At 70.6% G+C, this 12,809-nt stretch carries 8 protein-coding genes; 5 read left to right on the top strand and 3 right to left on the bottom strand.

Annotated features, from left to right (window positions below; all coding sequences use genetic code 11):
• Positions 1 to 1,562, bottom strand: a 1,562-nt coding sequence (locus tag ACZ7J0_RS25750; RefSeq protein WP_470891143.1) for a homocysteine S-methyltransferase family protein, incomplete at its 3' end; no start/stop codon positions are given.
• Between the two features lie 271 nt (positions 1,563 to 1,833).
• Here ACZ7J0_RS25750 and ACZ7J0_RS25755 point away from each other — a divergent pair.
• The 5 genes from ACZ7J0_RS25755 (at position 1,834) to ACZ7J0_RS25775 (ending at position 8,524) form a co-directional block, all read left to right on the top strand.
• Entirely contained in the window at positions 1,834 to 2,598 is a 765-nt protein-coding gene (locus ACZ7J0_RS25755) for an IclR family transcriptional regulator (protein WP_470891145.1), read from the top strand.
• Between the two features lie 448 nt (positions 2,599 to 3,046).
• Entirely contained in the window at positions 3,047 to 3,835 is a 789-nt protein-coding gene (locus tag ACZ7J0_RS25760; protein ID WP_470891147.1) for an MIP/aquaporin family protein, read from the top strand.
• A 32-nt stretch (positions 3,836 to 3,867) separates the two neighbouring features.
• Complete coding sequence (glpK, locus tag ACZ7J0_RS25765) at positions 3,868 to 5,415, top strand: glycerol kinase GlpK (protein ID WP_470891148.1); 1,548 nt, start codon at positions 3,868 to 3,870, stop codon at positions 5,413 to 5,415.
• Positions 5,416 to 5,430: 15 nt separating this feature from the next.
• On the top strand, positions 5,431 to 7,035 hold the full coding sequence (locus ACZ7J0_RS25770) for a glycerol-3-phosphate dehydrogenase/oxidase (protein WP_470891150.1): 1,605 nt from the start codon (positions 5,431 to 5,433) through the stop codon (positions 7,033 to 7,035).
• 421 nt (positions 7,036 to 7,456) lie between these two features.
• Positions 7,457 to 8,524 (top strand): PAC2 family protein, encoded by a 1,068-nt coding sequence (locus ACZ7J0_RS25775; RefSeq protein ID WP_470891152.1) that lies wholly within the window; start codon positions 7,457 to 7,459, stop codon positions 8,522 to 8,524.
• Positions 8,525 to 8,595: 71 nt separating this feature from the next.
• Here ACZ7J0_RS25775 and ACZ7J0_RS25780 read toward each other — a convergent pair whose 3' ends face one another.
• Both ACZ7J0_RS25780 and ACZ7J0_RS25785 read right to left on the bottom strand, forming a co-directional pair.
• The gene (locus tag ACZ7J0_RS25780) at positions 8,596 to 9,588 is read right to left on the bottom strand and encodes an SMP-30/gluconolactonase/LRE family protein (protein ID WP_470891154.1); all 993 of its coding nucleotides are present in this window, start codon (positions 9,586 to 9,588) and stop codon (positions 8,596 to 8,598) included.
• 133 nt (positions 9,589 to 9,721) lie between these two features.
• A complete protein-coding gene (locus tag ACZ7J0_RS25785) occupies positions 9,722 to 12,775 on the bottom strand; it encodes an NPCBM/NEW2 domain-containing protein (RefSeq protein WP_470891156.1) in 3,054 nt (1,017 codons plus the stop codon).
• Positions 12,776 to 12,809 lie beyond the last annotated feature (34 nt).

Genomic DNA, 12,809 nt, shown 5'->3' on the forward strand with positions numbered 1-12,809 from the left:
ATGGTGAAGGTGAGCGTGTCGATGAGGATGTCCGACTCGCGGATGCCCCAGTTCCCGGTCAGGTCGTCGATGATCCGCTCGGCGATGGCGACCTTGTTCTCGACGGTACGGGCCTGGCCCTCCTCGTCGATGGTCAGCGCGATCAGCGCCGCGCCGTGCTCCTTGGCGAGCGCGGTGACCTTGGCGAAACGCGACTCGGGCCCGTCGCCGTCCTCGTAGTTGACCGAGTTGATGACCGCGCGGCCGCCGAGCTTCTCCAGGCCTGCCTGGATGACGGGCAGCTCGGTGGAGTCGAGCACGATGGGGAGGGTGGAGGCGGTCGCGAACCGGCCCGCCAGCTCCGCCATGTCCGCCACGCCGTCCCGGCCGACATAGTCCACGCACAGGTCGAGCATGTGCGCGCCTTCGCGGATCTGGTCGCGCGCCATCTCCACACAGTCGTCCCAGCGCCCCTCCAGCATCGCCTCCCGGAACTTCTTCGACCCGTTGGCGTTCGTCCGCTCCCCGATCGCCATGTAGGCGGTGTCCTGACGGAAGGGGACCGTCTGGTAGAGCGAGGCGGCGCCGGGCTCGGGGCGCGGGTCGCGGACGGTCGGCGTGAGGTCACGGACCCGCTCGACGACCTGGCGCAGGTGCTCGGGGGTCGTACCGCAGCAGCCGCCGACCAGGGAGAGGCCGTATTCGCGGACGAAGGTCTCCTGGGCGTCGGCCAGCTCGGGCGCGGTCAGGGGGTAGTGCGCGCCGTTCTTGCCGAGCACGGGCAGGCCGGCGTTGGGCATGCAGGACAGCGGGATCCGGGAGTGCCGGGCGAGGTAGCGCAGGTGCTCGCTCATCTCGGCGGGGCCGGTGGCGCAGTTCAGCCCGATCATGTCGATGCCGAGCGGTTCCAGCGCGGTGAGCGCGGCGCCGATCTCCGAGCCGAGCAGCATCGTGCCGGTCGTCTCGACGGTGACGGAGCAGATCAGCGGCAGATCGAGGCCGGCGGCGTCCAGGGCGCGGCGGGCACCGAGGATGGCGGCCTTCGTCTGGAGCAGGTCCTGGGTGGTCTCCACCAGGAGGGCGTCGGCGCCACCGGCGATCATGCCCTCGGCGTTGATCTGGTAGGCGTCGCGCAGGGTGGTGTACGCGGCGTGGCCGAGGGTGGGGAGCTTGGTGCCGGGGCCCATGGAGCCGAGGACCCAGCGCTGCTGTCCGGTGGAGGCGGTGAACTCGTCGGCGACCTCGCGGGCGATCCGGGCGCCGGCCTCGGACAGCTCGAAGTTGCGCTCGGGGATGTCGTACTCGTTGAGCGCGGCGAAGTTCGCGCCGAAGGTGTTGGTCTCGACACAGTCGACGCCGACGGCGAAGTACTCCTGGTGGACCGAGCGGACGATGTCCGGGCGGGTCACGTTCAGGATCTCGTTGCACCCTTCGAGGTTCTGGAAGTCCTCGAGAGTGGGGTCCTGCGCCTGGAGCATGGTGCCCATGGCTCCGTCGGCCACCACCACACGCGTGGCGAGTGCCTCACGGAGGGCTGCGGCTCGGGTCCGGCTGTCAGCGGAAGGGGTAGGCAACGAGGCCATGGATTGTGCTCCCTGGAGTGCGACGGCTGTCGGCTTTGCGTCTTCGGAGGAAGGCGCACGGGGCCAGAGTAACCGCGGGACCGCTGGGGTGGACACGTCGTCCCACGGGCCGGACGGCATGCTGTGGCGGGGCCCGTACGGGGGAGCGCGGTTGCGCGGACTCTTGACGGGCAATTTCAGTGGTGACACAAGTTCGGCATGGACCGATAGTGTTCAGCATTGTCGAACTTCATGATCCACGGATCCAAACGGCAAGGGAGAAGGCCGGGCGATGGCGAAGAACATCCAGTCGCTTGAACGGGCAGCGGCGATGCTGCGGCTGCTCGCGGGTGGCGAGCGCCGGCTCGGCCTGTCCGACATCGCGTCCTCCCTGGGCCTGGCCAAGGGGACGGCCCACGGCATTCTGCGCACGCTCCAGGCCGAGGGGTTCGTGGAGCAGGACGCGGCCTCGGGCCGCTACCAGCTGGGCGCCGAGCTGCTACGGCTGGGCAACAGCTATCTGGACGTCCACGAACTGCGGGCCCGCGCCCTGGTCTGGACGGACGACCTGGCCCGTTCCAGCGGCGAGAGCGTCCACCTGGGCGTCCTCCACCAGCACGGCGTCCTGATCGTCCACCACGTCTTCCGGCCCGACGACAGCCGTCAGGTGCTGGAGGTCGGCGCGATGCAGCCGCTGCACTCGACGGCGCTGGGCAAGGTGCTCTCGGCGTACGACCCGGTGGCACACAGCGAGGTGCTGGAGGTCGAGCGCCGGACGTTCACACCGCGCACGATCACCGGTCTCCCTGACTTCGAGGCCGTCCTGGACATGACCCGCGCGCGCGGCTGGGCCGCGGACGTCGAGGAGACCTGGGAGGGCGTGGCCTCGGTGGCGGCGCCCATCCACGACCGGCGCCGGATGCCGGTGGGCGCGGTCGCCATCACGGGCGCGGTGGAGCGGGTGTGCAACGACGGCGAGCTGCGCTCCGAGCTGGTGGCCGCGGTGCGGGACTGCGCCCGTGCGGTCTCCCGCGACCTGGGCGCCGGCCGCTTCTGACGCTCCGGCTTCGGACGGCCCCGCACGTTTCTGACGGGATTGGTGGCCAGGACCCCACTGGGGCGCCCGGCACCCCCGCCGGGCCCCTTCGGCCTTGCCCCGCCTGGGCGCTCGGCACCCACGCCGGGCTCCCCCGGACTCACTTCGCGCGGGCACCGGCCGTCCGACGCCCTCACCCCTGACCTGGACATATGAGCCTCGGGGCGCTCTCCGCAGCCCGCGCGGGACCCCTCGGTAACGAATCGACTTTCGGCCACAGAACCCTTGACTCCGTGTTAACCGGGGCGCAAAACTGCCGTTCATCGGTCGGCATTGTCGAACACCTACCGGCAATACGCGCTAGAGTGTGGCAACGCCAACGGCCGGGCAACGCCCTCACCTGAGGGCACGGACCACCGGAGGGACCCGGGGTTCGCCTTCCCCTGGACGAAGGACAAAGGAGTCGCGGGTGTCCAGCTCCGACATCTTCATCGGCGAGATCATTGGTACCGCCGTACTCATTCTGCTCGGTGGTGGCGTCGTCGCCGCCGTTGTACTCAAGCGCTCGAAGGCGCAGAACGCCGGCTGGCTCGCCATCACCTTCGGGTGGGGCTTCGCGGTCATGACCGCCGTCTACATGACGGGCACGCTGTCCGGCGCCCACCTCAATCCCGCGGTCACGCTCGGCATCGCGATCAAGGACGGCGACTGGAGCAACGTTCCGGTCTACTTCGCCGGCCAGCTGATCGGCGCCATAGTCGGTGCCGCCCTGGTCTGGGTCGCGTACTACGGACAGTTCCAGGCCCACCTCACGGACCCGGAGATCATCTCCGCGCCTCCGCACGAGGAGGGCATGGTCGACCAGAAGGCCGCCCCCAAGGCCGGCCCCGTACTCGGCGTCTTCTCGACCGGCCCCGAGGTCCGCAATGTCTGGCAGAACCTCGCCACCGAGATCATCGGCACCGTCGTGCTGGTCCTCGCGGTGCTCACCCAGGGTCTGAACGACAGCGGCAAGGGCCTCGGTGTGATCGGCGCCCTGATCACCGCCTTCGTGGTCGTCGGTATCGGCCTCTCGCTGGGCGGCCCGACCGGCTACGCGATCAACCCGGCCCGTGACCTGGGCCCGCGCATCGTGCACGCCCTGCTGCCGCTCCCGAACAAGGGCGGCTCCGACTGGAGCTACGCCTGGATCCCGGTCGTCGGACCGTTGATCGGTGGAGCCCTCGCCGCGGGTATCTACAACATCGCGTTCGCCTGAGCCGTCCTTCTTCCACACTTCCGGGAGCAACCGTGACCGACGCACACACCCCCAGCACCTCCTCCCACGGCACCGGCCCGTTCATCGCCGCGATCGACCAGGGCACGACCTCCAGCCGCTGCATCGTCTTCGACCGCGACGGACGCATCGTCTCCGTCGACCAGAAGGAGCACGAGCAGATCTTCCCGAAGCCGGGCTGGGTCGAGCACGACGCCGCCGAGATCTGGACCAACGTCCAGGAGGTCGTGGCGAGCGCCATCGAGAAGGCCGGCATCACCTCGGCCGACGTCAAGGCGATCGGCATCACCAACCAGCGCGAGACGACGCTGCTCTGGGACAAGAACACCGGTGAGCCCGTCCACAACGCCATCGTCTGGCAGGACACGCGCACCGACGCCCTGTGCAAGGAGCTCGGCCGCAACGTCGGCCAGGACCGCTTCCGCCGCGAGACCGGCCTTCCGCTGGCCTCCTACTTCGCCGGCCCGAAGGTCCGCTGGCTCCTGGACAACGTCGAGGGCCTGCGCGAGCGCGCCGAGCGCGGCGACATCCTCTTCGGGACCATGGACTCCTGGGTCATCTGGAACCTGACGGGCGGTGTGGACGGCGGTCACCACGTCACCGACGTCACCAACGCCTCGCGCACCATGCTGATGAACCTGCACACCATGGAGTGGGACGAGAAGATCCTGGAGTCCATGCAGGTCCCGGCGACCGTGCTGCCGGTGATCCGCTCCTCCGCCGAGGTGTACGGCCACGTCAAGGGCGGCGTCCTGGACGGCGTCCCGGTCGCCTCGGCACTGGGCGACCAGCAGGCCGCGCTCTTCGGGCAGACGTGTTTCGCCGAGGGCGAGGCGAAGTCGACCTACGGCACCGGCACCTTCCTGCTGCTGAACACCGGCGAGAAGGTCATCAACTCCTACAGCGGCCTGATCACCACCGTCGGCTACAAGATCGGCGACCAGGCCCCCGTCTACGCCCTCGAGGGCTCCATCGCCGTCACCGGCTCGCTCGTCCAGTGGATGCGCGACCAGATGGGCCTGATCAACTCCGCCGCCGAGATCGAGACCCTCGCCTCCTCCGTCGAGGACAACGGCGGCGCCTACTTCGTGCCGGCCTTCTCCGGACTGTTCGCCCCGTACTGGCGCTCCGACGCCCGCGGTGTGATCGCCGGCCTGACCCGGTACGTCACCAAGGCGCACATCGCGCGCGCCGTTCTCGAGGCCACCGCCTGGCAGACCCGCGAGATCACCGACGCCATGACCAAGGACTCCGGCGTCGAACTGACCGCGCTCAAGGTCGACGGCGGTATGACCTCCAACAACCTGCTGATGCAGACCCTCTCGGACTTCCTGGACGCGCCGGTGGTGCGCCCCATGGTCGCCGAGACGACCTGCCTCGGCGCCGCATACGCCGCCGGCCTGGCCGTCGGCTTCTGGCCCGACACCGACGCACTGCGCGCCAACTGGCGCAGGGCCGCCGAGTGGACCCCCCGCATGGACGCCGACAAGCGCGACAGCGAGTACAAGAGCTGGCTGAAGGCGGTCGAACGCTCCATGGGCTGGCTCGAAGAAGAGAACTGACGAGGAGTAAGCGACATGACCACCCTGCAGAGCGTCCCCGCCCTCGGGACGCACCCGGCTGCCGGTTCCCTGCCGAGCCGCGCCGAGACTCGGGAGCAGCTTTCCAAGGCGACGTACGACCTCCTGGTGATCGGCGGCGGCATCCTCGGCATCTCCACCGCCTGGCACGCCGCCCAGTCCGGGCTGCGGGTGGCCCTGGTGGACGCCGGTGACTTCGCCGGCGCCACCTCCTCCGCCTCCTCCAAGCTGCTCCACGGCGGTCTGCGCTATCTGCAGACCGGCGCGGTGAAGCTGGTGGCGGAGAACCACTTCGAGCGGCGTGCGGTGTCACGCCAGGTGGCACCGCACCTCGCCAACCCGCTCACCTTCTACCTGCCCGTCTACAAGGGCGGCCCGCATGGCGCCGCCAAGCTGGGCGCGGGCGTCTTCGCCTACTCGGCGCTGTCCGCCTTCGGTGACGGCGTCGGGCACCTGCTGAGCCCCTCCAAGGCCGCGCAGGACGTCCCTGAGCTGCGCACGGACAATCTGAAGGCCGTGGCCGTGTACGGCGACGACCAGATGAACGACTCCCGGATGGCGCTGATGACGGTCCGCGCGGCCGTCGACGCCGGCGCCGTCGTCCTCAACCACGCCGAGGTCACCGGGCTGCGGTTCACCCGCGGCCGGGTCACCGGCGCGGAGCTCAAGGACCGTACGAGCGGTGACGAGTTCGGCGTCAGCGCGCGTCTCGTCCTCAACGCCACCGGCCCGTGGGTCGACCACTTGCGCACGATGGAGGACCCGAACGCGGCTCCGTCCATCCGGCTCTCCAAGGGCGCGCACCTGGTCCTCAAGCGGACCTCCCCGTGGAAGGCCGCCCTGGCCACCCCGATCGACAAGTACCGCATCACCTTCGCCCTCCCCTGGGAGGACATGCTGCTGCTCGGTACGACCGACGAGGAGTACGAGGGCGACCCGGGCGAGGTCGCGGTCACCGAGAAGGACACCGCGCAGATCCTGGACGAGGCCGCGTTCTCCATCCGCGACCAGCAGCTGTCCCGCGATCTGATCACCTACTCCTTCGCTGGTCTGCGGGTGCTGCCGGGCGGTCCCGGCGACACCTCCAAGGCCAAGCGCGAGACGGTCGTCACCGAGGGCCGCGGCGGCATGCTGTCGGTGGCCGGCGGCAAGTGGACGACCTTCCGCCACATCGGCCGCACGGTCATGCGGAAGCTGGAGTCGCTGCCGGGCGGGCCGCTGGGCGAGGACTACGAGCCCGTGTCCGAACTGCCCAAGCGGATGCCGCTGCCCGGCATAGCCAACCCGAACGCGGTCGCGCACCGGCTGCTGGTCGACGGCCCCGCGCCCGGTCCGCGCATGGCCGCCGACACGGCCAAGCACCTGGCCACGCACTACGGTTCGCTCTCCTTCGAGATCGCCCGCATGGCGAACGAGAACCCGGAGCTCGCCGAGCGCGTCCACCCGGACGCGCCGGAGATCTGGGCGCAGGTCGCCTACGCCCGCGACCACGAGTGGGCCGAGACGGCGGACGACGTCCTGCGCCGCCGCACGACGCTGACGATCCGCGGTCTGGCGACGGACGAGATCCGCGCCAAGGTCGAGGGGATGCTCGGCAGGTAGCACGGCACGGGTAAGGGGCGGTCTCCTGGGAGGCCGCCCCTTACTCATGCCATGCGGCCGCCATGGTGCCGGCTCCGCGACGCTCGACCAGATCTCCTGGGCCGGATCGAACTCGTCGTCGGCAAGGGCGCGGAGGCCGCACTTCTCTCTGTTAGGGCTCGACGGGGGAAGGCCAGTGGGACGTGCGGAAGGGGGCTCCGAGCACCCTGTGGGACGAGTGATTCCCCACACCGCGGCGCATCACGGAGCCCGTCGTCCCCGCGTGGGCGGCGGGCTCCGCGATGCGCCGTGTGCGAACCCGTACGGATGGGTAGTCGATCAAGGCCAGGAACCCACCCGCCGGTGCACAGGGGCTGCGGGCCGGGCCCCTGAAAGCCGTAAGGTTGGTCCGTACGGCAGGAACTTCGGAAGGAGGCGCTGGGTGATCGAGCTCGAGGGGGTTCCCGAGCTGATCGACCCGGTCATGGTGGCCGCGTTCGAGGGCTGGAACGACGCCGGCGACGCCGCCTCCACCGCGGTCGCGCACTTGGATCGGGAGTGGAAGGGCGAGGTGTTCGCGGCGCTTGACGCCGAGGACTACTACGACTTCCAGGTCAACCGGCCCACGGTCTGGCTGGACGGCGGAGTACGGAAGATCACCTGGCCGACGACCCGTCTCTCCGTGGTCAGGGTCGGCGGCGAGAAGCCCCGCGATCTGGTCCTGGTGCGCGGCATCGAGCCGTCGATGCGCTGGCGTTCGTTCTGCAACGAGATTCTGGGCTTCGCCCATGAGCTGGGCGTGGAGATGGTGGTGATCCTGGGCGCGCTGCTCGGCGACACCCCGCACACCCGCCCGGTGCCGGTCAGCGGTGTCACTTCCGATCCCGATCTGGCGCGGACCATGGACCTGGAGGAGACGCGCTACGAAGGGCCGACCGGCATCGTCGGCATCCTCCAGGAGGCGTGTACGCACGCGGGGGTCCCGGCGGTGAGCCTGTGGGCGGCGGTGCCCCACTATGTGTCGCAGCCGCCCAACCCCAAGGCCACGCTGGCGCTCCTCAACCGGCTGGAAGACCTGATCGATCTCCGGATCCCGCTGGGCGAACTGCCCGAGGACGCCCGGGCCTGGCAGCTCGGGGTCGACCAACTGGCCTCCGAGGACAGTGAGGTGGCGGAGTACGTCCAGACGCTGGAGGAGGCCCGGGACACCGCGGAGCTTCCGGAGGCGTCGGGGGAGGCCATCGCCCGCGAGTTCGAGCGGTACCTGCGGCGGCGCGACGGCGGGCCCGGGACGGGGCACGCCACCGACATCGGTGACGGTTCGTATCTGCGGGACACTCCCCCCGCGCCCGGCGGGCGCGGTGGGACCCCGACCAGCGGGCGGGCGAAGCCGCCCAAGCCGCCGAAGGCGGGCCCCGAGACGGGGCAGGACGCGGGCCCGGAGGCGGGGCCGGATCAGCCTGACTCAGAGGCCGGGGGCGGGGACGCCCCCGGCTCGTCCGAGGACTGAGCCGAGAAGGACCCACCGGAGCAGGAGCGTGCGGAGGGGGCGGTGCCGAATTCGGCACCGCCCCCCTCGCGTCACACCTGATCGACCGCCACGACGTCGTACTCGACGTCCGGGGCGGGCTCCACGTCGAAGCGGGCGTTGGGCAGATAGATCCGGTCGCCCCAGGCCGCCGCCGTCGTCGGGATCCGGAACCGCTGCGGGTCGGTGATCCGCGCGACGGCGACACCCGCGCTGCCCGACCCGTTCAGCCGCACCACGTCGATCTGGTTGAGCTGCTGCTGCACGATGTAGAGCGTGCGCCCCAGGAGCAGCAGCCCGTCGCCGAAGGGGATCTTGAGCCCGTCGAGGTCGACCGCGCGGGCGGCGCCGTCACGCGGGTCGATCCGCATCAGCGTGCCGCCGTCGGCGACGGTGTTCACGACCAGGAGGGCGCGGCCGTCCGGTGTCCGCTCGATGCCGTTGGCCGTGAAGTCGGGGCCCTGGGTCCAGTCACCGCCGAGCGGGAGGGTCGTCACCTCGCGGGCGGGATCGCCCTTGCGGTCCAGGGCCAGCCGGTAGAGCTGCGGCTGGTACGAGTCGGTGAACCAGGCCGCGTCCGGTGTGAGGACGACGTCGTTCACCATGGTCGTGTCGGCGCCGAGGCCGGAGAAGGTGCGGACGAGCTCCCCCGAGTGGGCGTCGGCGACCCGGATCTCGCGGCTCCAGCCACCGGCGAGGAACAGCCGCCGCTCGGCCCGGTCGATCTTCAGTCCTACGGTGGCGCGACCGTCCCCGAGGCCCTTGCTGACGATCCGGCCCCGGCCGGTGGCCAGACTGGCCCGGTACACGTCCCCGTTGCCCAACGAGCCGAAGTAGGCGTAGGGGCTGTGGCCTATGGCGATGCCCTCCGGCCGGAATCCTGAAGGCAGCAGGAAGCGGGCCGGCCAGGCTCCCCCCGCCCCGGGCCCCGCACCCTGGCCCGTCCCGGCCGCGTGTGCCGTGCCGCCGAGCGGTGCGATGAGCGCCGCGCCGCCGAGGCCCGCGGCGGCTCCGAGGAATCTTCTTCTTGCCAGAGAGCGAGGCATCGATCGTCCTTCCGAACATGTGTCTGTGGTCGCTGATACCTCATCACATGCGGTGCCTCCGCGCATCGTTGATCGAGTACGGCGAGGGGCGCCGGGCGGGCAGGGAAGGGCCCGCCCGGCGCCCGGTTCGGTGTCAGGCGCAGTCGAACCGCGCGGAGGCCCAGTCCGCGTGGTCTCCGCTCTTGGATCCGTTGGTGTCGGTGACCTTCAGCCGGACGTGCCGCGCCCCGGTCACATCGACGTTCACGGGTACGGTCGCCGATGCTCCGGTGAGCTTGGGCGAGGTCCACAGCACCCTGCCGTCCGCCTCCACGGAGAAGGCCACCTCCCCATAGCCGTTGATCTCGTCGTCGATGCCGACGTCGGCGGTGAACGCGGTGCAACGGCCGCCGAGGTAGGCCTCGATGTCGGAATCGGCGTGGGCGCCGACGCCTTTCTCGTAGGTCTTACCGGCGAGGGTGAGGGTACGGCCGTCACTCGCGCCGGACTCGCCGTTGGAGCGGTCGCGTTCCGGCGGGCCCCAGCCGTTCGTCGCCTTCAGCCACACCAGGTCGCTCGCCCACGCGTCGGCGGCCGGCGGCTCGGGCATCACACCGACCGCGAACCGCTGGGCGGCGGTGCGTGCTTCGCCGGCCGAGCGGTAGCGGGCGGTCGCGGTTAGCGTCACCTCTCCCGGCGTGGCGTCCTTGGGCGGGGTCACGGACACCGAGACGCGCTTGGTCGTGCCCGCGGGGACGCGGTCCACCGTGGACGCGGAGACCTGCCAGCCGGCCGGGGCGGTCGGCCGCACCTCGACGCCGGTGGCGTCGCGGGTGCCGGCGGTGACGTCGACGGTGACCGTACCGGGCGCACCCGCGCCCAGCTCCTGCCCGGCGGGCACGGCGACGGTGGCGGCGGCGCCCGCGACGGCGCCGCCGACCGCGCTGGTGTCCTCCAGCTCCAGGTCGAAGGGGCGGTCGGTGCGCAGGGAGGCGGTCTTGACCTTCACCACTCCCCCGCGGTCGTCGCGGTCGTACCACCAGCCTTGGGCCGCCGCTTCGAACGCGGACCGCGAGGTGAGCCTCGGCAGGGCACGGTCGGCGACCGTCACCCTGCTCGGCGCGTCACCGGTGTGCACGGTGAAGTCGTACGGTCGCGTCGTCGGCTTGCCCTGGTAGGAGCCCTTGGCGGCGCCGATGTGCACGGTCACGTCGCCCGCGCCGCGCTGCGGCGCCTCGACGTCGGCGCGCTGGGTGGCGTACTTCCCGGTGCGGTGCTGCCGGGTGACGCCGTCGTCCTCGTACAGCTCGAAGGACGACCGCCCCTGCGGGTAGATGTCCCAGGCGAGCGGCGAGTCGGCGGTCCGGTCGGCGTACGAGCGGATGCCGCCGGGCCACATCGGGACGGTGGCACCGGCGCGGACGAACAGCGGCAGGGTGTCCAGCGGGGCGCTGTAGTCGTCGACGGTGACCGGGCCCTCGTAGGTGCGCCCGCTCCAGTAGTCGATCCACGTTCCCTTGGGGAGGTAGATCCCGTCGCGCTCGGTGGCGTCCTGGTAGACGGGGGCCACCAGGAAGTCCTCGCCGCTGAGGAACTCGTACTTCGCGGCGTCCGTGGCGGCCGTGGGGTCGCCCGGGTATTCGAGGGCCAGCGGCCGGGCCAGGCCCACTCCCGTCGTCGTCGCGCGGTGGGCGTGGGTGTAGATGTACGGCAGCAGTGACTCGTGGAGCTTGAGGTAGTCGCGGTTGACGGAGGTGTACGGCTCGCCGTACCGGAAGGGCTGCTTGTCGTTGGCGGCCCACCCGTCCATCGTCATCGTGACCGGCAGGAACATCTTCCACTGGAGGTCGCGGGTGTAGGTCTTGGCGCTGCCGCCGAAGATGCCGTCGACGTCTCCGGTGGTGTAGGCGAGGCCGGACATGGATGCGCCGGCGTAGGTCGGGATCTGCCAGCGGATGTACTCCCAGGTGCCGGACTGGTCGCCGGACCACTGGACGCCGCAGCGCTGGGCGCCCGACCAGCTCTCGGGGGCCCAGGTGAAGCCGCGGGCGTCGCTGTTGTCCTCGATGCCCTTGTGGGCGTCCTTGCAGCCGTCGAGGGCGAACTTGTAGCCGTCGCCGACCCAGGCGACGTCGAGCTTGGCGACCCGCTGGCCGGCCTTGACCTGCTCGCCGAGCTTGGCGATGCCGTCCTCGGTCCACAGGCCGAGCTGTGTCTTGCGCTGCTGGAGGCCCGTGGCGGTCTCGGCGAGGTTCTCATAGCCGCAGCCGTAGCCGTCGTTGACGAGCATCCAGCCGTTGGGCATGTCGTTCCGGACGTAGCCGTCGGCGACCTCGAGGGCGTCGAGGGTGTGGCGCTCGCCGCGGTTGGCGTTGTGCAGATAGCAGTCGGCGTCGCCGATCTCCAGGCCGTAGACCGGGGGCATGAAGGGCTTGCCGGTCAGCTTGGTGTACTGGCCGATGACGTCCTTGGCGCCGGGTCCCGCGAAGTAGTAGGCGTCGAAGCGCTGTTCCTTGGCGGTGGTGGTGACGGGCTCGCCGAAGACATAGGTATTGGGCGCGTAGGTGTTGCGGTAGACGCCGTATCCCGCCGAAGAGAGGTAGAACGGCACGGAGTTGGGGTGGCCGCCGTCGTTCCAGTTGTAGTCGACGCCGACCTCGACGGTCTTGCCTCGATGGGAGGTGTTGCCGCGGCCGTTCTGCATTCCGGCGCCGTAGAACTGCTCGGCCGCGCCCCGGGCGAGGGTCTGGGTGGTGCGGTCGCCGGTCCAGCTCAGGCCCTTCGCCTCGGCCCAGATCTGGCTTCCGTCGGCACGGTGGAGGGCGAAGCGCAGCGGTGTCTTGTAGGCGCGCAGCGTGACAAGTGACGTGCTGAGTTCATAGCGGTCGCCCTTGTCCTGCCAGCGGGTGGCGGGCGGGCTGCCCTGGGGCAGGACGATGTCGGTGCCGGTGGGGTCGGTGAACTTCCCGTCCGGCGCGAGTTCGATGCGGAAGGTCTCGGTGGAGACGAAGGTGACGCGGGCCTCCGCCTTGCCGGCCGTCAGGCGGTAGACGGGCCCGGCGGCGGTGAAGCCGGTGACGTCGCCGACGGTGGTGGGCGCCGGCTCGGCCCGGTCGCTGCCCTCGGCGCTTGCCGGTCCGGCGAACACCGCCAGGAGACCGAGCAGGGCGGCGGCCACCACAGCTCTCATGCGTATTGGTGATTGCATAGAGCGTATTTAGCGCAGAAACAAGCATCCAGCC

This window comes from Streptomyces sp. NPDC038280, assembly GCF_055600045.1.